The organism is Thermoanaerobacterium sp. PSU-2 (assembly GCF_002102475.1).
Lineage (GTDB): Bacteria > Bacillota > Thermoanaerobacteria > Thermoanaerobacterales > Thermoanaerobacteraceae > Thermoanaerobacterium.
Genome location: NZ_MSQD01000005.1, coordinates 1 through 21865, shown reverse-complemented (window position 1 = coordinate 21865; position 21865 = coordinate 1). Strand labels below are relative to the sequence as shown.

Genomic DNA, 21865 nt, shown 5'->3' with positions numbered 1-21865 from the left:
TTTTATATAAAGAGTGTGGTGTCTGACTGCTCTGCTGCACCTATAAATGATGCCACACCGCCTAACTCAACACCATCTATAAGTTCATCTTTAGTTATACCCATTATATCAGACGACATGTTACATGCCACAATCCTTACGCCATTTTTAAGCGCTTGCTGTATTAAATCTTCCAGCGAAGATACGTTTTTCTTGTTCATGATGTACCTTATCATTTTAGGTCCTATGCCAAACATGTTCATCTTCGAAAGCTTTAGCTTCTTGGAACCCCTTGGCATCATCATGCCAAACATCTTACTGAAGAAGTCTTTCTTGATTGACACTTTTTCTGGCTTTCTCAGTATATTAAGACCCCAGAATGTGAAGAAGAGTGTTACCTTTCTTCCCATTGCAGCAGCGCCATTTGCTATTATGAATGCTGCTATGGCTTTGTCTAAGTCTCCACTGAATACTATGATAGCCTTGTCGTTTTTATCAGAAGATGTTTTTGTTTCAACTGCTTTTGTAGCTGCATTTTTCCTTATCTCTGCTACAATGATTTTTCCTTCGTGATATAAGTTAAGAAGCGCATTTCCAGTTCTTTGGCACCATGTCTTAATGTCATTTTCAAATCCAGGATCTGAAGCCTTTATCTTTAGTATGTCTCCATCTTTTAGATTTTTTATTGCGTTGAATGTCTGCATTATAGGACCAGGACATTGAAGTCCACACGCATCAATCTCTAATGTTGCCGCTGCCACTGTGTCATCTGATTTTTTTTTATCTGTAACGCACATGCCGCACTCTGTCTGTTCATCGTCGTACCTTACTGTTATATCTGTGAAATCCGATGTTGCGGTTTCGTATATTTTATAACCGCCACTTAGATTTTTGACAGATTTAAAGCCATTTTGCATCAATATTCTACAAGCTATATATCCTCTTAAGCCTACTTGACAGTATACGTATATATCTTTGTCTTTTGGAATCTTGTGAAGATTTTCTCTTAGCTCATCTACAGGTATGTTTATAGAACCATTAATGTTTCCAAGCTGATACTCAAGATCCGTTCTTACGTCAAGTATTAAAGACTTAGACAAATCTATATCTTTAACTTCGTCCCAGTGGAATACGCTTATATCACCTTTTAATATATTAGAAGCTGCAAAACCAGCCATGTTTACAGGGTCTTTTGCTGATGAATATGGTGGAGCGTATGCCAATTCAAGTTCTTCTAAGTCGTAAACTGTCATATTGCTGCGTATTGCAGTAGCGATGACATCTATTCTCTTATCAACGCCGTCAAATCCAACTATTTGAGCGCCTAAGATTTTTCCATCATCTTTTTTGAATATGAGTTTAATGGTCATAGGCAGTGCATCAGGATAGTAGCTGGCATGTGAATTTGGATGTATTATGACTTTTTCATAATCTATCCCAGCTCTTTTTAAGATTGTTTCATTGTTTCCTGTTGCTGCCACAGTTAAGTCGAAAATTTTTGCAACAGAAGTACCTTGCGTACCATCGTATTTGCTTTTTCTTCCGCAAATATTGTCTGCAGCGATACGGCCTTGTTTGTTTGCAGGTCCGGCTAATGGTATCAAAGTATTGCTTCCGTTTATATAGTCTTTTACTTCTATAGCATCGCCTACAGCGTATATATCAGGATTTGATGTCTGCATGTATTCATTGACCTTTATGCCGCCTCTTTCGCCGATTGCGAGGCCTGCGTCTTTTGCTAATTTTGTGTCTGGCCTTACGCCTATGCCTAATACGACCATGTCAGTGATTAACGTATTGCCGCTATTCAATACGACAGTCGTTATGCCTTCTTTGTGATGAAACTCTTTTACACCATCTTTTAATATGAGATTTACACCTTTATCTTTAAGGCGTTGATGTACAATTGCAGCCATTTCGTAATCAAGAGGTGCCATTACATGGTCAGCTAATTCTACGATTGTCACATCAAGTCCTGCTTCTTTTAAATTTTCTGCTACTTCAAGACCAATAAAGCCTCCTCCTACTACAACAGCCTTTTTAGGTTTGTTGTTGTCGATAAAGTCTTTTATCCTATAAGTATCTGGAATAGTTCTAAGCGTAAAAATATTTTTGCCATCTATGCCTGGCATTGGTGGTTTTATAGGTTCTGCGCCAGGTGATAGTATCAATTTATCGTAGCTTTCTGTATAGGTTCTGTCATTTTTTATATCATGAACGACTACGGTTTTTTCATCAGGATTTATCTTTGTGACTTCTGATAGAGTCCTTATGTCGATGTTGAAGCGCTTTGACATAGCTTCTGGTGTTTGAACGACTAATTTTTCACGTTCTTTTATGACTTCACCTATATAATACGGCAGACCACAGTTGGCATAAGATATATATTCTCCCTTTTCAAAGAGTATTATTTCAGCGTCTTCATCAAGTCTTCTCAATCTTGCCGCAGCAGATGCGCCGCCAGCAACGCCCCCGACAATTACAACTTTCATGATTCTTCCTCCTATTAAAATTATTATTATATCTTAATATTACAATATATTAATTTTATTGTCAATAATTTAACTAAAAATATTTTTCAATTAAAGAATTATGATAAAGCCTTATCAAATAAAGTCATAAAAAAAGCGAGATTATATCTCGCTTACTTCTTTTTCAAGAAAGTCACTAAAGCAGGTATCAAAGAAATCACGATTATGGCTATTGTGACGAATCCAAAATGTGTTTTGACAATCTCGAGGTTTCCAAAGTAGTAGCCGCCAAACGAGAACAATGCTGCCCAGATTATACCGCCTAATGCGTTGTAGGTGAGGAAGTGGATATAATTCATCTCACCTATGCCTGCCACAAACGGCACAAACGTCCTTATGATAGGTATAAATCTTCCTAATACTATTGTCATATTGCCGTATTTATCATAGAAGTTTCTGGCTTCTAAAAGGTGTTCTTTCTTTATCAATTTTAGGTTTTCAGCTTCGTATATTTTTTCGCCTATAAATTTTCCTATGTGGTAGTTTACAGTGTCACCTAATATTGCAGCCGACGCGACTACTATAAATAAGGTGAATACATTTAGCGAACCTATGGCAGCAAACGCACCTGCAGCAAATATTAGCGAGTCACCAGGCAAAAATGGCGTTATGACGATGCCTGTCTCAAAAAACAATATGAGAAATATAAGTAAATATGTGGCGGTACCATACGTTTGTATTATGGTGCCTAAATACTTGTCGAGATGAAGAACTACATCAATTCCCAATTTCAATAATGACATTAAAATCCCCATTCCTTTTTGCAAAATAGTGTACATTTATAATTATAGCATATTAAAAATTGCAATTATTACAGAATTGTAAATTTTAATCCACTTTTAATCTCTTTTTGATTTCATGTACTGAGTTAATTTTTCTTTAATGTCATTATTTTGTTCTAAAAAGTCCATAAAACGTAAGAAACAATGGAGTGTTTCTGTACTTACAGTGTGTTCTATTTTTTCTGTTTCTTCAAGAAGATTATTTTCTGCTATTCCAAGTGTTTTTAGAAGTTCTAAGATTGTATTATGCCTTTTTATAAGAGCTTCTCCGATTGATTTGCCTTCATTGCTTAAAGTTATGATGCCGTACTTTTCATAGTCTATGAGATTAAGCTCAGAAAGCTTTTGAACCATCTTTGTGGCGGATGGTGGCTGGACATTCAATGCATCTGCCAATTCATGCAGCCTTACATAGCCTGATTTGGCTGATAATCTACATATCATTTCAAGATAGTCTTCCATAGACGCTGTCAATGAGTTATTCTCTTTTTTCATGTATTCGCTAAAAGTGCGAAATTTATCCTGCAATTTATTCACCTTCTTTTTAAATGTAACGAAATACATCCGTTTAACATATTCTATGTTAGAATTTTAAATTTTAGGATTGGCTAATAATGTTGCCAATGTGAAAAAGGGTGTGACATAATATGAAAGATTTAAATAGTGTGGCTGTGGCAGATTTCGCTGAAACAAACAAAAAAGCCTCAGGAAACCTGATTGTAAAGAAGATTGCTGATTTTTTAAAGTACTTAGGTCCAGCATTTGTAGTAAGCGTTGCTTATATAGATCCTGGCAATTTTGCCACAAATATAACTGGAGGTGCTAAGTACAATTACAGCCTTTTGTGGGTCATCTTGTGGAGCAATATGATTGCAATCTTTCTCCAGTATTTATCGGCTAAATTGGGTATAGCTACTGAAAAAAATTTGTCCCAAATGTGTGGAGCTGTATTTTCAAAAAAGATTAATGTATTGCTTTTTGTCGTATCTGAGATTGCAGCTATTGCAACCACGATGGCAGAATTTTTAGGTGGTGCTGTAGGAATATACCTTCTTTTTAAGATTCCATTGGCCTATGCAGGTGTCATAACTGGAATTGTGACACTTTTCATAACGCATCTACAGAGATTTGGGCAGAAAGCGGTGGAGTCAGTCATTGAAATATTAATAGGTGTAATATGCTTAGCATACGGATTCGAAATGTTTTTAGCAAAGCCAGAATGGCTGAAGGTTGGACTCAGCACTTTGACTCCAACGATTGCAAATAGAGATGCTTTGTATATAGCAGTTGGTATGCTGGGCGCTACAGTAATGCCGCATGTCATATTTTTGCATTCTCAATTAGTTCAAAGTAGAAACAAGGGTTTAAGCTTAAAAGAGAAAAGGCACCATTTATGGATGGAAAGGCTGGACATTGTGATAGCCATGAATATCGCTTTTATTGTCAATGCAGCTATGGTAATTGTGTCAGCGGCAGTTTTCTTTAAAAATGGTATTTATGTTGATTCTATAGAAGATGCTCATAAATCATTAGAACCTCTTTTGGGTTCTTTTTCAGGTATAGCTTTTGCATTGGCCCTTTTATCATCGGGATTTTCGTCGTCTGCAGTTGGGACTATGGCAGGTGAGACGGTTATGGATGGATTTTTAAATAAAACTTTTCCACCGCTTTTAAAAAGGCTTATTACGATAATACCGTCAATGGCAGTCCTTTTCTTGGGTGTAAATCCAATGAATGCTCTTATTTTAAGCCAAGTCGTTTTAAGCTTTGCTCTTCCATTTGCTATAATACCACTGCTTTTAATAACTTCTAAAAGAGAATACATGGGTGAATTTGTAAACAATTTGGCTGTTACAATTGTAGGATGGGGAATTTCGATTTTTATAATACTTTTAAACGGAATACTTTTGTATACAACCTTTCAAGGAATGTTGTGAACAAAACAAAAAGATGTCCTCATTAGGACATCTTTTATGCATAAACAAATGCAAAAATAGGAGGAGTAAAGTTTAAATCTCTGCAGTCCACAAGCCGTGCAAATTGCAATATGCCCAAGCTTGAATCTTTGCTGCATCTGTCTTGAATGTTGCTTCAGGTTTATCTCCTGGTTTTAACATCTTCCTCATGTAAATTCCGTCGGCTAAAATTGAAATCCACTCTATGTAGTGTTTTTCCTCCATAGGATGTTCTACGCTGCCAACTTTTACTGTTACTGTGTCACCGTCTTTTAATATCACAGGAACGTGTTTTTCTTTGCTGGCATCAACTGTATTTACTATTTGCTCTTCCATTGGTTTTTCACAGCATGTCAATGTTCCATCACCAGCGTTTAAAACTTCTACAACATTTCCGCACTCCTTGCATTTGTAAACTCCAAATAAATTTGCCATAAGAAAACCTCCTTTTAATTTAAAGATAATTTATTTCTTTTGATAAAAATTATCTTTTGTAAATATTATACACCTCATATAAATTAAAATCAAGTAGTATTATGATAATATATTTTTGATAAAAATATGCTAATATATTGTATGAAAGCTTTGATGTTTTTGGAATACATGTTAAGAAGGTGAAAAAGATGAGCTACAGGATAGAACACGATATTTTAGGATATATGGAAGTGCCTAATGATGCTTATTATGGCATTCACAGTTTAAGAGCTCATGAAAATTTCAATTTGTCAGGTCAACCAATTCATAGAGAGCTTATAATAGCACTGGCACAAGTAAAAAAGGCGGCTGCTATAGCCAATAGAAACATAAAATTGCTTGATAAAAAAATTGCAGATGCTATAATTATTGCATGTGATGAAATAATCGAAGGTAAATTTCACGACCAATTCATTGTTGATGCACTTCAGGGTGGAGCAGGTACATCTGCAAATATGAATATGAATGAAGTCATAGCAAATAGGGCGATAGAGCTGCTTGGCGGCGAAAAAGGAAATTATGATTTAGTAAGTCCTGTTGATCATGTAAACTTAAGCCAATCCACAAACGATGTTTTTCCTACTGCTGTAAGAATAGCAGCTATTAAACTTTTAAAGCCTTTAAGTGAGAGTTTTGCTAATCTACAAGTAGCACTTCAAGAAAAGGAAGACGAGTTTAAAGACGTAATTAAGATGGGTAGGACGGAACTGCAGGATGCTGTGCCTGTGATGCTGGGTCAGGAGTTTGGAGCATATGCACAGGCAATCGCAAGGGATAGGTGGAGGATATACAAGGTGGAGGAAAGGCTAAGGCAGGTGAATATAGGTGGGACTGCTGTCGGCACAGGGTTAAATGCTGACATAAGGTATATCTACAGCGTCATTGAGATTTTAAGAGACATAACAGGAATTGGACTTGCCAGAGCTGAGTACATGATGGATCCTACTCAAAATAACGATGTTTTTGTGGAAGTATCAGGTATGTTGAAAGCTGCAGCTACAAATCTTATCAAGATATCTAATGATATTAGGCTTATGTCATCAGGTCCAAGATGTGGACTTATGGAGATAACCATACCGGAAGTACAAGCTGGTTCGTCTATAATGCCGGGCAAGATAAATCCAGTAATACCTGAGGCAGTAAAACAGGCAGCATATCAAGTATTGTCCTGCGATTATGCTATAACATTAGGAGCGCAATCTGGGGAATTTGAGCTTAATTTCACATTGCCGCTTATTGCCTATAATCTTTTCAATGAGATTGATCTTCTTAAAAATGCAGTAGACATGTTTATATATAAATGTATAAAAGGCATAGAGGCTAATCGGCATCACCTTGAAGAAATGGTGGAAAACAGCCTATCTTATGCGATTGTTTTAAGCCCTCATTTGGGATACGAAAAAGCATCTATGATAGCAAAAGAAGCTAAAGAGAAAGGAAAGACGATAAGAGAAGTTGCTAAAAAATATTTTAAAGAAGAACAGCTTGATGCCATACTTAATGAATACGAAATGACAAAACCAGGCATACCTGGTTTAAAAAGATTGAGAGGGGAAAATAGATGAATACGACGCCAAATGCATCGAGATTGCATATATCAATATTTGGCAGAAGAAACGCAGGAAAATCAAGCATAATAAATGCACTTACTAATCAAAACATCGCTATTGTCTCCGATGTAGCAGGTACTACAACAGACCCTGTGCAGAAAGCGATGGAGATACTGCCGATAGGCCCTGTAGTGATAACAGATACTGCAGGACTTGACGATACAGGGGAGCTGGGAGAACTAAGGGTCAAAAAAACGTATGAAGTGCTAAACAGGACGGATCTTGCTTTGCTTGTGATAGATGGCATGGTGGGGCCGTCAGAGTTTGAGGAGGAAATTTTAGATAAGATCAGAGAGAAAAATATTCCGGTTGTAGGTGTTTTAAACAAGGCGGATTTAGCTCAATTTCATTTCAATCAAAAAGCTGATTGGGAAAAGAAGTTGAAATTAGAGCTTGTTGAGACGTCTGCCAATAATGGTTATGGCATAGAAGAGCTTAAAAGGCAAATAATAAAAAAGGCTCCATACGATGATAAAGAGCTTTCTTTGGTGTCTGATCTGATAAATCCTGGTGATTTCGTGGTGCTGGTAGTGCCGATAGATAAGGCTGCACCTAAGGGAAGGCTTATACTGCCGCAGCAACAGGTGATAAGAGATGTGATTGAAAGTGATGCTATCGCTATTGTCACAAAGGAATACGAGCTGAAAGAGACGTTGGAGAATTTAGGGAAGAAACCGGCATTAGTTATCACTGATTCGCAGGTTTTCTCAAAAGTAAGTGCAGATACACCTCGGGACATACCTTTAACATCTTTTTCGATTCTTTTTGCAAGGTACAAAGGCGACCTTGACGAATTGACAAAAGGGCTTAAAGTATTAGAAAGACTTAAACCCGGTGACAAGGTTCTTATAGCCGAAGGATGTACACACCACAGGCAATCTGATGATATAGGGAAAGTAAAAATACCCAGGTGGATACGCCAAATTGTAGGCGGTGATATTCAATTTGATTTTTCCAGTGGAATGACGTTTCCAGACAATCTTGACCAGTACAAGCTTATTGTTCATTGCGGTGGGTGTATGCTTAACAAGAGAGAAATGATGTACAGAATATCCTATGCAAAAGGCAAAGAAATTCCGATTGTAAATTATGGGCTTTTAATTGCATACGTGCAAGGGATTTTGCCGCGGGCAATTGAGATGTTTCCGTCTGCGAAGCTTATATATGACGAGGACCAGCAATATTGAAGCTGGTCCTTTTTTACTCGTCTTCTACAATGTCTAAAGAAAAGCTCTTTTTGTACTTGAATAATACTACATACAGTATATATGCGATGCCTATAATACCACTTATTATAAATGTCATGTGTGCGCCAACTTTTTCGGCAAGACTTCCTGCGTAAAGGGCACCTATAGGCGTGACGCCTCCAAACACTAAAGAGTATACGCTCATGACTCTCCCTCTAAATCTGTTGCTGGAGTTAAGCTGTACGGTGGTGTTTGCCGATGCAGAGAAAGTAATCATAGAAAATCCAGATAAAGCGAGGAGAATCGTTGTAAGCCAATAGTAGCTTTGAAAACCGATTAAGATTTGGAAGACACACAATCCCACTCCACCTAATATGAGATAGAAAGGTTTCGCACCTTTCTTGCTTAATGATGCCAGTATTAGAGCACCTATTAATGCGCCAACGCCCATAGATGACATGAGAAAGCCGTATCCCGTGGAATTTTGATTTAAGATGTTTTTTGCAAACACAGGCACTAAAACATTGAAATTTATGGCGAACGTGCTTAAAACCGCCATCATAAGTATAGTAGCGAATATTATCGGAGTATTTTTGATGTAGAGAAGCCCTTCTTTTATATCTGATATCACATCTTCCTTTTTTAACATTGCTCTTGATTTGCTTACTTTCACATCAATAAGGATTAAACCAGTGATTACTGCAATAAAGCTTAATGCGTTGAGGTAAAAGCACAGTGCATAACCTAAAAGGCCTATAAGTACGCCTGCTATGCCAGGTCCTATGATTCTGGCTGCATTGAATATGGAAGAATTAAGTGATATTGCATTCATCAAGTCTTCTTTGCCAACTAAATCGATTATAAATGATTGCCTTGCAGGATTGTCGATGGTGTTTATGAAACCGACGATGGTTGCTAAAACGAGTATTTCCCAGTAGTTTATTATGTTTAATGCAGTTAGCGTTGCAAGAGCCAAAGCTGTCACCAGCAGGCTTGTCTGAGTAAATATAAGGATCTTTCTCTTTGGAAACCTATCTATTACGACACCAGCAAACAGAGATAAAAAAAGCATAGGCAGAAATTGAAGGGCGCTTACAACACCCAACAAGAATGCAGAATTGGTCAGTTTAAGGACTAGCCAATCTTGACCAATATTTTGCATCCATGTGCCTATGAGGGATATCATTTGTCCAAACCAAAACAATCTGAAATTTCTATGCCTTAATGCAGGAAAAACACTGTCAGTCAGTTTATCAAGAAAAATATAGAATGAGTTCAATTAAAATGCCTCCTATTTGTAATAGTCACATAAAAGTTCAATGGATTTATTGAAATTTTCACTGGCTAAATCAGGCTTGCCAATCGATATATACAGGTTGCCTAAAGCTTTGTAAGCATCTGAAAGTTCCCTTTTAAGCCCCAGCTTTTTTAATATTTCCAATGATTTATTCAGTTCTGATGCAGATTGTTTAAAATCCTTAAGTTTTAAATGTATAGTGCCCAGCAAAGTGTACAACCTGCCAATCTCTTCTTCCGCATTTAACTCTTTCAATATATTCATAGATGAATTTATGTGTTCAAGAGCTTTATCATAATTTTCTAAGTAAAATTCTATTCTGCCTAATTCAGTCAGATTACATGCCATGCCTGTTTTGTTGCCTAAATCTTTGTACATAGAGTAGCTTTTGAGGAAATATCTTTTTGCTATATTGTATTTCCTAAGATCTGTATAGACAAATCCCAATAAGTTGTATTCGCTGGCAATGTCGCCTTTTATGTTTAATGCCTTACTTATTACTAAAGACTTTCTTATGTAATTTAGTGCATCGTTGTATTCTTTTAATTTGTAATTTATAAGTCCAAGACCATTGTTGCACTTTGCAATGTAGTTAACAGTGTTTGTCATCGTGGCATAGTTTAAACAATTTAAATAGTAATCCCTCGATTTTATGAGTTCTCCTAGCTTATTGTAAAGATCGCCGATGCTATAAAGCATCTTACATTTAAGTTCATAATTAATTATACTGCTTTTTTCGAATTCGTCGATAGCTTTCAAATAAAAAGTCAGCGCAGCATCAGGATTTTGCAATTTTTCATGACACAAACCTATGTTGTAGTATATTTCAACGAGAATTTCGTGTAAAGAATTTTGAGAAAAGTAAGTCAAACACCTATTGAATGAATCTAAAGCAGACTTGTAATCTTCAATTTTTGTGTACGTCCTGCCTAAATAAAAGCTTATTATATTTAAAGTGTATTCATCTACATTAAGCTCTAAAGCTTTTTGATAATAAGATATGGCATCGGCTAAATTTCCACTGTCAAGCGACTTTCTTCCTTCTATCACTAATTTCAATACTTTTTTGTAAGTATTTATCTCATCTATAAGTTCTGCTTTGTCTTTGTAATCGTCATCAAGAAAGTACACCAGCGGTTTGTTCAATTTCTTTGCAATAAAATCTAAAGCCTTTAGCGAAGGATTTATCTTCCCCTTTTCTATCAAACTTATATAGCCTTTTGAAAATTCATCACCCGAAATATCACCCTGTTTTAAAAGGAGTTTTTTTCTTTCATCTCTGATTTTCTTCCCTAATTTAACTACATCCATCAGAAATTGGCCTCCCTCCCCCTTTTTATTATAAAATATATTATAATTTAACTAGTTGAAATTTTCAATCGCTTTTATTTGTGCTATTAATATATTTTAAGCAAAGTGAAATTTTTGCTGGTTTAATATTGTAGAAATTTGTTTTTTTGTGTGAATTCAATGGTATAATATTAATTAAATAGTCGGAGGTGTAAAAATGGGCAAATTAACCATAGTAGGGCTTGGACCTGGCGGGTTTGAACACATGACAATTGAAACTATTGAAAAGATGAAGAATGCAGACAAGTTGTATTTAAGGACGGAAAAGCACCCTGTTGTAAAATATTTAATGGATATGGGATTGTCTTTTGAAACTTTCGATAAAATTTATGAAACGGGCTCGACATTTGAGGAAGTTTATGATAATATTACTCGGGAAATAGTAGAAATTGCCGAAAAATACGATAATGTAGTCTATGCTGTTCCAGGCAATCCTTTAGTTGCGGAAAAAACTGTTGAGTATCTGTTAAAGTTTTTAAATGACAGTGACGATATAAAAGTAGAAGTTGTTCCTGCTATGAGCTTTGTCGATGTTGTCGTGAATGAATTAAAAATAGATCCTATTTATGGATTGAAAATCATCGATGGACTGTCTCTTGATAGTATAAAACCTGACAAAAGGTGCAATAATTTAGTAACACAGGTTTACAATAAAAGGGTGGCTTCAGAAGTAAAGCTTAAGCTTATGGACATTTACGGCGACGAATTTCTGGTGACGGTTGTAAAAAGTGCTGGTGTAAAAGGTGAACAGCGAATCGAAACCATGCCTTTGTATGAAATTGACATGATAGATTGGATCGATTACCTTACATCTATATTTATACCGCCTGTCGAAGGCACTTTTAAAGCAAGGTACGATGTAGATGACTTGCTGGACATAATGGCAAAGCTCAGAGGTGAGAGTGGATGTCCTTGGGATAAAGAGCAGGATCACAGCACATTAAAAAGATATTTGATTGAAGAATGCTATGAAGTAATCGATGCAATAGAGAACAATTCAGACGAAAGTTTATTGGAAGAGCTTGGAGACGTTTTGCTGCAGGTGGTTTTTCACTCTCAAATAGCTGATGAGAGAAAGGCATTCAACTTTCATGATGTATGTGATGCCGAGTGTAAAAAGATGATTTACAGGCACCCTCATGTGTTTGGAGTGGAGGAAATAGCTACTTCAGCAGATGTTCTAAAAAGGTGGGATGAGATAAAGAAAGATGAAAAAGGCTATAAATCCCACACAAATGAGTTAAAAAGTGTTCCAAGGTCTATGCCAGCATTGATTAGGGGTTATAAAGTGCAAGAAAAAGCGGCAAAAGTAGGCTTTGACTGGGACAATGTAGACGACGCAATGGCAAAAGTCTATGAAGAATTAAATGAATTTAAGGAGGTGTATAAAGGGGAAGACGAAAATGATAAAGTAGAAGAATTAGGTGATTTGATTTTTGCTGTCGTAAATGTTGCTAGATTTTTGAAAATAGACCCCGAAATTGCTGTTCATAAGACCATTGAAAAATTCATCCAGAGGTTCAATTACATAGAAAATGCAGCAGAGAAATCTGGACATAAATTGGAAGACATGACATTATCTGAGATGGATAGCCTCTGGAATGAGGCAAAAATGAATAAATTTAATAAAAAAGCACAAAAATAAGCTTAAACTAGCAGGATTTTTAAGATTTGTGAAGAATAAATAAGTGTAGTATAAATTACTAAGGAGGTATTATGGTGAATAAGGCAGATCTTGTTACTAAGATTGCAGAAAAAAGTGAGTTAACAAAAAAGGATGCAGAAAAGGCATTAAATGCATTTGTTGATGCAGTTCAAGAAGCTTTAAAACAAGGAGACAAAGTTCAATTAGTAGGTTTTGGAACATTCGAAGTAAGGGAAAGAGCAGAAAGAAAGGGCAGAAATCCACAGACAAAAGAGGAAATTACGATTCCTGCTTCAAAAGCACCAGTATTTAAAGCAGGAAAGGCATTAAAAGATTTAGTAAATGCATAAGATCAGGTCGTATGACCTGATTGTTTTTTTGGAGGACGATGGACATGCGGCTTGATAAGTTTTTGAAAGTGTCCAGGCTTATAAAAAGAAGGACAGTGGCAAAAGAAGCTTGTGACAAGGGAATGGTATTTGTAAATGGAAAAGTGGCAAAAGCAGGCGATATTTTAAAAGTAGGAGATATCGTAGAGATTAATTTTGGAAATAGAGTAATAAAAGCAGAAGTTTTAGATATAAAAGATCATGCCCTTAAAGATGACGCTAATAAAATGTACAGGCTACTATAAAAAGAATTAAATACGACAATCCTTCCCATACTAAGATAAGGAATGAATTTTGAATGGGAGGGATTTTTTTATGAATAAGACAAAGTGGATCTTAATTTTTCTTATCTTTATGTTGGTTTCTACGTCATGTGGCACTCCAGCCAAAAAGCCTATGCAGTCAACAAAGGAGAAAACAATGATTCCAAAGATACCTGATAAAATAAGCCGTGGATATAATAAAGAGCCTGTCTTGAAAGTCTACATTACACAGACGGGGAAAATAGAGACAATGCCTTTGGAACAATATGTCATGGGGACAGTCGCAGGTGAGATAAAAAACAATTGGCCTATGGAGGCTTTAAAGGCACAAGCAATATTGGCGAGAAGCTATGTTTTAAATTTTGTCGATAATGAAAAATCAAAATACACAAACGCTGATATATCAACCGATTTCGAAGAAGCACAAGCGTGGAATCCATCAAATATCAATTCTAATATAAAGAAAGCAGTAAATGATACGAGAGGATTAGTAGCCGTATACGATGGAAAATACATCGAAGCATGGTTTCATTCAGATGCCGCAGGTAGAACGGCATTGGCTAAAGAAGGGCTTAATTATAAAAAAAGTGAACCGCCGTATACAGAAAGTGTAAAATCAGATGATATTAAAGTAGCTCCTCCTAATATAAGAAATTGGTCATATACTTTTACAAAACAGGAAGTTTTAAGTGCTTTAAACAAGATGGGCATAGAAATAAGCGATTTTAAAACAGTGAAGATAGGAGCAAAAGGAATATCTGGCAGGACGGTACTTCTGAACTTTGATAAAATACCTGTAAATGCGCCAGATTTCAGGATTGCCATTGGAAGTGAAAAGATGAAGTCTACAATGTTAGACAGCGTCAAATACGATGGAAATAATCTTACAATAAAGGGCAGGGGATTTGGGCACGGTGTCGGCATGTCTCAATGGGGTGCATATCAGATGGCTAAAAATGGAGCTAAAGCCAGTGACATAATAATGCATTATTTCAAAAATATAAATATTGTGAAACTCTGGGATTAAAGAGAGCCAAAAGCTCTCTTTTTTTGTTCTAAAAAATTGATGTGGACATAAAATTATTCTAAAAAAGGAGGTGTTATGATGGATGATAGAAAAGGGACAAACATCAATAAACCGCAAAATATCTCTGTTCAAAATAGGGAAAAGATGCAAATAACAGGCGTAGACAACGTTGTAAGTTTTGATGATGAAACTGTTGTGCTGGAAACATCAATGGGGATTCTCACGATTAAAGGTCAAGAACTTCACATAAATAAGCTGAATTTGGACGATGGAAATGTATCAATAGATGGAGAACTTATAAGTATTGTTTACAGCGATAAAGGTGGATTAATGGGTAAATCTGGCGGTTTTTTAAGCAGGATGTTTAGGTGAATTTGAGAATTGATGTGTCCCTTTAAATCGTGTATTATAATAGTAGATGATTTAAAGGGGATATGCTTTATGGATACTTATGTACTTGTAGACTTTGATGGAACAATAACAAAAGAAGATACGTGCTATGCGATGGTAAAGGCTTTTGCTAAAGATGGCTGGCAAGAGATAGAGAAAGATTGGGAAGAAGGGAAGATAACTACAGAAGAATGTGCATTAGAGACATTTAAGCTTATGGACATGGATGAAGAAAAATTGAAATCATTGCTTTTGACGATGGAAATAGATTTATATTTTAAAGATTTCATGGAGTTTTGCAAAGATAGAGGCTATAAAGTTATAATAGCCAGCGATGGTTATGACTTCAACATAAGGACTGTCCTAGATAAATACAATATTGACATAGAGTATTTTAGCAATAAGCTTGATTTTCGCGACGGCAAAATTGTGGCATCATTTAATACATCTGATGATTGCGATAAATGTGGTTCTTGCAAGCTGGACATCTTAAAAAAATATAAGAATAAAAACACGCGTATTATCTATATTGGTGATGGTTACTCCGATATTTGCATTTCAAAATATGCCGATTTGCTGTTTGCGAAAGGTGTGCTATTAAAATACTGTGAAGACAATGGCATTCCATTCGTTCCATTTGAAGATTTTAAAGATATCATAGAATATTTAGAAAAAAGCGATAAACTATTTTAAGTTTATCGCTTTTGCTATTGGAGGCACAACTTGCTTTTTCCTCGATATGACGTATGGCAGGTAAAAATGATTGTCATCGATATTTATGTTAAATGCCCTTTCTAATAACTCCTTGTGATTGCCTGCGAACAAAAACAAAGAACCTTCGTTGATTATATCTGTCAGCATCAGCAAAAGCATATCAAAGCTTTTGTTTTTTCTTTCCTCCTCCATAAATTTGAGAAGATCATCTTTAAGATTTCCAATGCTTGACAGTGTATTGACTTGTCCTATACCAACTCTTAAGTTGCCGATTAAAAATTCTTTAAAGTCGGTGTAAAATATCTCTTCAACTGTCTTGCCTTTTAAAGATGTGCCAGCTTCAAACATCTTTTTGCCAAAAGACTCTATGTCTATCTCAGCTATTTCAGCCAATTTTTTTGCTGCCCTTATATCTTCTGGTGTGCATGTTGGAGATTTGAATACAAGGGTGTCTGATAATATGGCTGCACACATGAGTCCTGCAATACGCTTGTCTGGCGTTATACCTCTCTCTTCATAGATCTTATTGATTATTGTAGAAGAACATCCTACAGGCTGATTTCTAAACAGTATAGGTTGATTTGTTTCAATGCCGCCAACTCGGTGGTGGTCAATGATTTCAAGGATAGTAGCATCTTCTATCCCGTCAACAGCTTGAGACAATTCGTTGTGATCAACAAGTATTATTTTCTTTCTTTCATAGTCCAATATGTGGCGTCTTGCCAATAGACCCAATATTTTTCCTTCATCATCAACTACAGGGAAATTTCTATATCTGTATTTTAACATCGTCTGTCTTACATCATCTATGTAATCACTGTCTTTAAATGTGACAATGTCATCCTTGATCATTATCAATGACACAGGTAAGCACTGATTTATAAGCTTTATGGTATCAAAAGTGTCGCAAGGTACTACTATCAAAGTCGAGCCAAACTTTTTCGCTTCTTCTATGACTGCGGAAGATGGGTCTTCGCCGCCGGTGATTATTATAGTCTTTGCGCCTTTTTTTATCGATTCTAATTGTATGTTTTCTCTGTTGCCTACGATTAACGTCATACCGGGTTCTATTCTGCTTACTACGCTTTGTGTTTGCATGGCGGCAACAATTATGTCGCCTCTTACAAATTCTTCATTTTTTAATATTAGCTTTCCGTTTAATGTCTTTATGATGTTTTCAACGGGAATAGTGTAATTTGACAGCTCGTGTGATGATGTCAGGTATGCTTTTGCAAGGTCTCCCATAGTAGCGATGCCTTTTAATTTATTTTCATCGTCTACTACCACAATCGTCTTGGAATTGTTGTTTAATAAAATATTCCAAGCTTCATACATTGGTGCTTTTTCACTTATAGTAAGTGGCTTGTCATAAGCGATATCGCCAACCTGAGTATATACATTGTCTATCAATAGTGGTTCATTTACATTAAAATAGTCTAAAACAAATTGCGTTTCTCTGTTAATAGGACCAAGCCTTACTGGTACCGCATTTATTTTGTCGGCTATTCTCTTTAAATTAGCGTATGCAATTGCTGAACAAATGGAATCAGTATCTGGATTTTTATGGCCTGAAACAAATACAATACTCATATTCAATTTCTCCTTTGTTTAGATTTTTAAACTTCGTAAATAGTTTAATACGGAAGATTGTGTAAGATTATCAATGAATATCGGTTGGCGCATTAAATGAATCATATCAATTTCCTACATAAATATAATATAATATGAGGAGGTATAATGTAAATGGTAATGAATGTTGAGAGTCAACTTTATTCTTTTCTTGTCATGTTATATGGTGGCATAATAATCGCTATTTTATACGATGTATATAAATTGTTTAGATTTATACTAAGACCAAAGAGGATTGGAACTGACATAGGGGATATAATATATTGGATATTGGCTACAATCGTATTTATATTTTTTTTGTATGTAAGCAATTATGCTGAAATAAGGTTTTACTCATTTCTTGGACTTTTAATTGGAATACTTTTGTACAACATATTTCTAAGTCCTATTGTGATGAAATTGTTGCTATTTTTTTATAAGGTCATGAGAAATACTGTGATATGGGTATATAAAATTGGGTCATATCCATTTGTTGCTATTTATAAAATTTTATCGGTACCGGTAAGATATATTTCAAGGATACTGGGTATTCCTGGTAAGTTAATCAATAATACAATATCACATTTTAATATTTTTAAGAGAAAAAAATAAAGGATTTTTCTAATAAATGTCGAATATATTTAAAAGACTAAAAATGTGTGAGAGGTATGTTAACCATGAAACAAAGGAGAAAAATGAAGTTAAAACCTGCTCTTTTGATTCTTTTTGTTGTGTACATATTATTTACTCTTGTAAAGCAACAAATAACATTAAATGTGTTGGATAAAAAATTGAATGCAGCTATTACACAGGTAAATGCTGCTGAAGAGGAGAATAAAAAATTAAACAATCAGATAAAATATATAAAGACAGATGAATTTATCGAAAATGAAGCCAGGCAAAAATTAGGGCTTATCAAAAAAGGAGAGATAATGTTTATAGATACTGCTAAGGATGCACAAAATTCCTCGAATTAAGGCGAATTTTTTTAATATGCTTGATAGAAATGACTTTTTAATATATAATTAAACATATTAGTAATCAAATAAGAAGAGGGAGGATAAACATTTATATGCCATTTCAGGTAGGAGAGGTAGTTGAAGGAACTGTTCTAAATATCACAGATTTTGGAGCGTTTGTTCAATTACCAGAAGGCAAAACAGGGCTAGTCCATATATCAGAAGTTGCTAATACGTATGTAAAAGACATAAACGAGTTTTTGAAAGAAAACGACAAGGTGAAGGTAAAGATTCTTTCTATGGATAAGGGCGGAAGGATAAGCCTATCAATAAAAAAGGCTTTGCCAAAGCCAAAACAAGCAAAAAGCAACAAAGGCTATGACAGTGACAATTATAGCAATCGGAATAATAATATATCTTTTGAAGAAAGGATATCAAAATTTTTAAAGGATTCTGATGAAAGGCAGCAGCAGCTTAAAAAGAATTTTGATTCAAAAAGAAGAGGCGGCGGCTACAAAAGAAACGCTAGTTATTAAAACTTCGGGCAAGCCCGAAGATTTTTTATGGGAGGACTATTATGAGGTGTTCTGTTATCGATATAGGAACAAATTCTGTCCGCTATCTTATGTGTGATGTAGATGGGAAAGAAATTAAACACATAAAGAAGGATGTTAAAGTAACGAGGCTTGGTGATTCTGTATCAAAAAATGGGAGATTGGCCAGCGATGCTATTGAACGAACAGCAAGTGCAATAAAAGCTTTTTTAGACGATGCTGAAAATCTCAAGGTACAAGAGATATATGCTTTTGCTACATCTGCAGTGAGAGATGCTAAAAATGCTGACAGCTTTATAAATGAACTTTCAAAACTTGGCATAAACGTTGATATAATAGATGGTGAAACTGAAAGTCTTTATGGATATATTGGTGTCTCATACGGAATAAAAAGAGAAAATGTATTGGTTTTGGATGTTGGTGGAGGGAGTACAGAATTTTCTTATCTTAACGGAAACCTTGTGAAAAAAAGCTTTGATATAGGTGCTTTAAGGCTTACTGAGAAATTTATAAAGAATGATCCTATTACGATCGATGAGTACAACAATATAAGTCTTTATATAACAGATATGCTTACGCCATTTATAAGCGAAAATCAAGAAATACCTACAGATATAGTTGGCATAGGTGGTACAATAACAACACTTGCTGCCATGTCACAGGGTTTAGAAATCTACTCGAGAGAATTAGTTCATGGATATGTACTTAGTAAAAGCGAAATAAAAAGATTGCTGGATTTAATGATGTCGTTGAGCTTGGATGAGAGAAAACTTTTAAATGGCTTGCAGCCTGAAAGAGCTGATATTATCATTGCTGGCACAATAATAGTCTATACAATTTTAAAACTTTTGAACTGTACTTCAATTACCGTAAGCGAATGGGACAATCTGGAAGGTGCTTTAGTAGAAAAATATATATCAGTACTATAAATGCATATAGAGCATTTCCATTTTTAAAAGCTTTCTTAGCCCATCACAATATTACTACAGCATTATCTATGCCATTTAAGGCTACTCCGTAACGATATGCCCAGTAATTAAAACCGTTTACTGTAACGAGGCAAACTTCGTCCTTTTCAATATATTGGGCAAAGTCTTTTATCTGAATTCTGATGCGAATTTTCTCATCTATACATATTTTTTAAATTGTACTACAAAATTGTAAACAAATTGTGAACAAAATAAAAATATACAATATAGGTATAAAAAGTTAAAATGCAAGGAGGAATTTGAAGAATTATGTAGAATTATATTATATAAAGTTGTTAGATTGTGTAGTAAATTGTCGTCTACCTTAGATAATGCAAAAAGTGCAGGACATCGACGGCAATATAGGAATTTACGTTTTAGCTTTTATCAGGAAGAATGAGAGATTATTAAATTATTAAGCAAGAGAGATTGACATTGATATGTTTTCTTGCAAAAAGAGAATGGCTTTATAAGAGGAAGTGAACGTGTTTTTAGCCTACCTACGAGGAATTGAAACTATTTTCTTCAATTTCTAAAAATCTTGTTTCATGATTTGTTTTTAGCCTACCTACGAGGAATTGAAACTGTATTGTACTATAACGACGATAGCAGTCGTCGCAGGTTTTTAGCCTACCTACGAGGAATTGAAACAGCAATCTACGTCTTTTTGTGAGGCTACTTTTAAAGTTTTTAGCCTACCTACGAGGAATTGAAACCAATATATTTTATGTCGTCTGGGTTAGATAAGCAAGGTTTTTAGCCTACCTACGAGGAATTGAAACACTCGTCTTTCGCAAGAATTTTGGCAACATCATCGCTGTTTTTAGCCTACCTACGAGGAATTGAAACTAAACTTGAACTTGAGTAATATTAGGAACAGAAGGCAGTTTTTGGCCTACCTATGAGGAATTTAATATATGCCTTCGATATGGGAAAAAACAAAAGATTATGCTGAAAAAGATGTATTTTATTCTGGTTCAAAAATTTCTTATGATAGGATCTTTTGGTAAAGATATTGATTCGATTATTTTAGAGCTACTTAAGCCGGTATTGCCCAATAGACGGAGAAAGAGAGTTTTATTTGGAAAGTTACTGGTTTAGAAGCAGATTAGATATTCTATTTTTCTATATTGTAGATATTTATATAATTGTGGTATTATATGGATAGAGTAATCGGATATAGCAGGGTGTGGTCGCACTTTCCCACGAAGGGAGGTGGTTGCTTATGATGAATACATATGAAACATTATCTTTGATGATAATGTTTGGAATGTTCGTCATAGCAATTCTTAGTTTTAACAAAAAAAATAATAACCACCCTGCTGCAACCAGAGTGGTTATAACTTTATAACTTACGCTGGGCGACCGCACTTTGCGGCGCCGATTACTCTTACTTATATTATAACACATAAGAATAAAAGTAAACAGCATTTTAACCAGAGATTTCGCATCAAAATTCCAGCAAAAAATTTATCTTTACAAGAATTTTTATATTTTACATCTAGTTGAATATATGGTAATAGTAAATCCGTTTAGATGCTAAAAAAGTTGCACTTTCCCCTTACCCCATGAATTTTAATAATGAATTTCCAGTTTTGTTTCAAATTATGTCTTCACAAACAGTGGATTACTCCATCCAGTTTCTATGATAAATATCTCATCTTTTATATCTTCAATAATATCTATTTGAAACATATGCTTTTCTCTAAAATTTCTTATACACCTGAAGAAATATAATTGCATCAAATTAAATGCTATTATTATAAACATTAACACAGTTTCTACGCCCTCAGGACTGTGCAGAAAACAGTGATTTAAATGCCATTCTGTTTTTAATTGATGAAAAGCATTGTTTTCAATTTCCTATCTTTTATGTATTATTTTCCATAGGGTTTCTACTGAAGTAACTTTAGAGGTAGTTATTATCCATGATTCTTTTATTTCTACTTTGCTTGAGCTATGTATCTCCTCTATAAATTTTATAAACCTTACTTCTATGTTGGAATTAGGCATTTGAAAATTGTCTTCGTCCCAGGCCTTTATTTTAATATAATTGTTACTTTCTTTCTTAACAGTCCATTCTTTATCTGCTTCTCGACACTTGAATAAACCAAGAGCATCTTTAACTATATTTAATCTTTCGTCTTTAACTCTTACTACTGCATCCATCCCTATTGATAATA

At 35.0% G+C, this 21865-nt stretch carries 21 protein-coding genes, 2 pseudogenes and 1 CRISPR repeat array; of the genes and pseudogenes, 14 read left to right on the top strand and 9 right to left on the bottom strand.

The window, feature by feature from the left end; genetic code table 11:
* Positions 1–2: 2 nt before the first annotated feature.
* From BVF91_RS05120 to BVF91_RS05110, 3 genes are all read right to left on the bottom strand, one after another.
* On the bottom strand, positions 3–2471 hold the full coding sequence (locus tag BVF91_RS05120; RefSeq protein ID WP_085112403.1) for a CoA-disulfide reductase: 2469 nt from the start codon (positions 2469–2471) through the stop codon (positions 3–5).
* A 152-nt stretch (positions 2472–2623) separates the two neighbouring features.
* A complete protein-coding gene (locus BVF91_RS05115) occupies positions 2624–3253 on the bottom strand; it encodes a VTT domain-containing protein (RefSeq protein ID WP_085112402.1) in 630 nt (209 codons plus the stop codon).
* A gap of 96 nt (positions 3254–3349) precedes the next feature.
* A complete protein-coding gene (locus tag BVF91_RS05110) occupies positions 3350–3829 on the bottom strand; it encodes a metal-dependent transcriptional regulator (RefSeq protein WP_240495815.1) in 480 nt (159 codons plus the stop codon).
* A gap of 110 nt (positions 3830–3939) precedes the next feature.
* Between BVF91_RS05110 and BVF91_RS05105 the strand changes: the two genes are divergently transcribed.
* Positions 3940–5229, top strand: coding sequence for an Nramp family divalent metal transporter (locus BVF91_RS05105; protein WP_085112400.1), 1290 nt, complete (start codon positions 3940–3942; stop codon positions 5227–5229).
* A gap of 72 nt (positions 5230–5301) precedes the next feature.
* Here BVF91_RS05105 and BVF91_RS05100 read toward each other — a convergent pair whose 3' ends face one another.
* Positions 5302–5682 (bottom strand): desulfoferrodoxin, encoded by a 381-nt coding sequence (locus tag BVF91_RS05100; RefSeq protein WP_085112399.1) that lies wholly within the window; start codon positions 5680–5682, stop codon positions 5302–5304.
* A gap of 188 nt (positions 5683–5870) precedes the next feature.
* On the opposite strand from BVF91_RS05100, the gene BVF91_RS05095 reads away from it, so the two are divergent.
* Both BVF91_RS05095 and hydF read left to right on the top strand, forming a co-directional pair.
* Positions 5871–7286 carry an aspartate ammonia-lyase gene (locus BVF91_RS05095; protein ID WP_085112398.1) on the top strand — a complete coding sequence of 472 codons (1416 nt, stop codon included), beginning with the start codon at positions 5871–5873 and terminating at the stop codon, positions 7284–7286.
* Positions 7283–8518 (top strand): [FeFe] hydrogenase H-cluster maturation GTPase HydF, encoded by a 1236-nt coding sequence (gene hydF, locus BVF91_RS05090; protein WP_085112397.1) that lies wholly within the window; start codon positions 7283–7285, stop codon positions 8516–8518. Before BVF91_RS05095 ends, hydF begins: the two co-directional genes overlap by 4 nt.
* A 13-nt stretch (positions 8519–8531) precedes the next feature.
* Here the strand turns inward: hydF and BVF91_RS05085 are convergent, their stop codons facing one another.
* Positions 8532–9797, bottom strand: a complete 1266-nt coding sequence (locus BVF91_RS05085) for an MFS transporter (protein ID WP_085112396.1) — start codon at positions 9795–9797, stop codon at positions 8532–8534.
* 12 nt (positions 9798–9809) lie between these two features.
* Entirely contained in the window at positions 9810–11126 is a 1317-nt protein-coding gene (locus BVF91_RS05080; protein WP_085112395.1) for a tetratricopeptide repeat protein, read from the bottom strand.
* Between the two features lie 196 nt (positions 11127–11322).
* Here BVF91_RS05080 and yabN point away from each other — a divergent pair, with 196 nt between their 5' ends.
* The 6 genes from yabN (at position 11323) to BVF91_RS05050 (ending at position 15572) form a co-directional block, all read left to right on the top strand.
* Complete coding sequence (gene yabN / locus BVF91_RS05075; RefSeq protein WP_085112394.1) at positions 11323–12810, top strand: bifunctional methyltransferase/pyrophosphohydrolase YabN; 1488 nt, start codon at positions 11323–11325, stop codon at positions 12808–12810.
* Positions 12811–12884: 74 nt separating this feature from the next.
* Positions 12885–13160, top strand: a complete 276-nt coding sequence (gene hbs / locus BVF91_RS05070) for a non-specific DNA-binding protein Hbs (protein WP_013296814.1) — start codon at positions 12885–12887, stop codon at positions 13158–13160.
* Between the two features lie 44 nt (positions 13161–13204).
* A complete protein-coding gene (locus tag BVF91_RS05065) occupies positions 13205–13444 on the top strand; it encodes an RNA-binding S4 domain-containing protein (RefSeq protein WP_085112393.1) in 240 nt (79 codons plus the stop codon).
* A 70-nt stretch (positions 13445–13514) separates the two neighbouring features.
* Positions 13515–14489, top strand: a complete 975-nt coding sequence (locus tag BVF91_RS05060; RefSeq protein WP_085112392.1) for a SpoIID/LytB domain-containing protein — start codon at positions 13515–13517, stop codon at positions 14487–14489.
* Between the two features lie 78 nt (positions 14490–14567).
* On the top strand, positions 14568–14861 hold the full coding sequence (yabP, locus tag BVF91_RS05055) for a sporulation protein YabP (protein WP_085112391.1): 294 nt from the start codon (positions 14568–14570) through the stop codon (positions 14859–14861).
* Positions 14862–14930: 69 nt separating this feature from the next.
* Positions 14931–15572, top strand: coding sequence for an MtnX-like HAD-IB family phosphatase (locus BVF91_RS05050; protein WP_085112390.1), 642 nt, complete (start codon positions 14931–14933; stop codon positions 15570–15572).
* Here BVF91_RS05050 and BVF91_RS05045 read toward each other — a convergent pair.
* Positions 15564–17183 (bottom strand): putative manganese-dependent inorganic diphosphatase, encoded by a 1620-nt coding sequence (locus tag BVF91_RS05045; RefSeq protein ID WP_085112389.1) that lies wholly within the window; start codon positions 17181–17183, stop codon positions 15564–15566. The genes BVF91_RS05050 and BVF91_RS05045 overlap by 9 nt on opposite strands.
* 153 nt (positions 17184–17336) lie before the next feature.
* Here BVF91_RS05045 and yabQ point away from each other — a divergent pair, with 153 nt between their 5' ends.
* From yabQ to BVF91_RS05025, 4 genes are all read left to right on the top strand, one after another.
* Positions 17337–17813: a spore cortex biosynthesis protein YabQ gene (gene yabQ, locus BVF91_RS05040; RefSeq protein WP_085112388.1), complete on the top strand. Its 477-nt coding sequence runs from the start codon at positions 17337–17339 to the stop codon at positions 17811–17813.
* A 65-nt stretch (positions 17814–17878) separates the two neighbouring features.
* Complete coding sequence (locus BVF91_RS05035) at positions 17879–18178, top strand: FtsB family cell division protein (protein ID WP_085112387.1); 300 nt, start codon at positions 17879–17881, stop codon at positions 18176–18178.
* A gap of 95 nt (positions 18179–18273) precedes the next feature.
* On the top strand, positions 18274–18696 hold the full coding sequence (locus BVF91_RS05030) for a S1 domain-containing RNA-binding protein (RefSeq protein ID WP_085112386.1): 423 nt from the start codon (positions 18274–18276) through the stop codon (positions 18694–18696).
* Between the two features lie 41 nt (positions 18697–18737).
* The gene (locus tag BVF91_RS05025) at positions 18738–19643 is read left to right on the top strand and encodes a Ppx/GppA phosphatase family protein (RefSeq protein ID WP_085112385.1); all 906 of its coding nucleotides are present in this window, start codon (positions 18738–18740) and stop codon (positions 19641–19643) included.
* 46 nt (positions 19644–19689) lie between these two features.
* Here BVF91_RS05025 and BVF91_RS13650 read toward each other — a convergent pair.
* Positions 19690–19827, bottom strand: a pseudogene (locus BVF91_RS13650) (IS701 family transposase); the annotation flags it as partial.
* Between the two features lie 342 nt (positions 19828–20169).
* Positions 20170–20598: a CRISPR direct-repeat array (repeat unit 30 nt; unit sequence GTTTTTAGCCTACCTACGAGGAATTGAAAC).
* A gap of 309 nt (positions 20599–20907) precedes the next feature.
* Here BVF91_RS13650 and BVF91_RS13600 point away from each other — a divergent pair.
* The gene (locus BVF91_RS13600) at positions 20908–21033 is read left to right on the top strand and encodes a putative holin-like toxin (RefSeq protein ID WP_350353825.1); all 126 of its coding nucleotides are present in this window, start codon (positions 20908–20910) and stop codon (positions 21031–21033) included.
* A gap of 512 nt (positions 21034–21545) precedes the next feature.
* On the opposite strand, the pseudogene BVF91_RS13465 reads toward BVF91_RS13600, so the two are convergent.
* Positions 21546–21865 (bottom strand): annotated as a pseudogene (locus BVF91_RS13465) (transposase); the annotation flags it as partial.

What these genes read in the sequence shown, in the direction of transcription:
- BVF91_RS05025 (WP_085112385.1), top strand. Translation starts at nt 18,738, where the DNA reads ATGAGGTGTTCTGTTATCGATATAGGAACAAATTCTGTCCGCTATCTT.
- BVF91_RS13600 (WP_350353825.1), top strand. Translation starts at nt 20,908, where the DNA reads ATGATGAATACATATGAAACATTATCTTTGATGATAATGTTTGGAATG.
- BVF91_RS05080 (WP_085112395.1), bottom strand. Translation starts at nt 11,126, where the DNA reads ATGGATGTAGTTAAATTAGGGAAGAAAATCAGAGATGAAAGAAAAAAA.
- BVF91_RS05030 (WP_085112386.1), top strand. Translation starts at nt 18,274, where the DNA reads ATGCCATTTCAGGTAGGAGAGGTAGTTGAAGGAACTGTTCTAAATATC.
- BVF91_RS05065 (WP_085112393.1), top strand. Translation starts at nt 13,205, where the DNA reads ATGCGGCTTGATAAGTTTTTGAAAGTGTCCAGGCTTATAAAAAGAAGG.
- BVF91_RS05095 (WP_085112398.1), top strand. Translation starts at nt 5,871, where the DNA reads ATGAGCTACAGGATAGAACACGATATTTTAGGATATATGGAAGTGCCT.
- BVF91_RS05120 (WP_085112403.1), bottom strand. Translation starts at nt 2,471, where the DNA reads ATGAAAGTTGTAATTGTCGGGGGCGTTGCTGGCGGCGCATCTGCTGCG.
- BVF91_RS05105 (WP_085112400.1), top strand. Translation starts at nt 3,940, where the DNA reads ATGAAAGATTTAAATAGTGTGGCTGTGGCAGATTTCGCTGAAACAAAC.
- BVF91_RS05045 (WP_085112389.1), bottom strand. Translation starts at nt 17,183, where the DNA reads ATGAGTATTGTATTTGTTTCAGGCCATAAAAATCCAGATACTGATTCC.
- BVF91_RS05035 (WP_085112387.1), top strand. Translation starts at nt 17,879, where the DNA reads ATGAAACAAAGGAGAAAAATGAAGTTAAAACCTGCTCTTTTGATTCTT.
- yabN (WP_085112394.1), top strand. Translation starts at nt 11,323, where the DNA reads ATGGGCAAATTAACCATAGTAGGGCTTGGACCTGGCGGGTTTGAACAC.
- yabQ (WP_085112388.1), top strand. Translation starts at nt 17,337, where the DNA reads ATGGTAATGAATGTTGAGAGTCAACTTTATTCTTTTCTTGTCATGTTA.
- BVF91_RS05100 (WP_085112399.1), bottom strand. Translation starts at nt 5,682, where the DNA reads ATGGCAAATTTATTTGGAGTTTACAAATGCAAGGAGTGCGGAAATGTT.
- BVF91_RS05115 (WP_085112402.1), bottom strand. Translation starts at nt 3,253, where the DNA reads ATGTCATTATTGAAATTGGGAATTGATGTAGTTCTTCATCTCGACAAG.
- yabP (WP_085112391.1), top strand. Translation starts at nt 14,568, where the DNA reads ATGGATGATAGAAAAGGGACAAACATCAATAAACCGCAAAATATCTCT.
- hydF (WP_085112397.1), top strand. Translation starts at nt 7,283, where the DNA reads ATGAATACGACGCCAAATGCATCGAGATTGCATATATCAATATTTGGC.
- BVF91_RS05060 (WP_085112392.1), top strand. Translation starts at nt 13,515, where the DNA reads ATGAATAAGACAAAGTGGATCTTAATTTTTCTTATCTTTATGTTGGTT.
- BVF91_RS05050 (WP_085112390.1), top strand. Translation starts at nt 14,931, where the DNA reads ATGGATACTTATGTACTTGTAGACTTTGATGGAACAATAACAAAAGAA.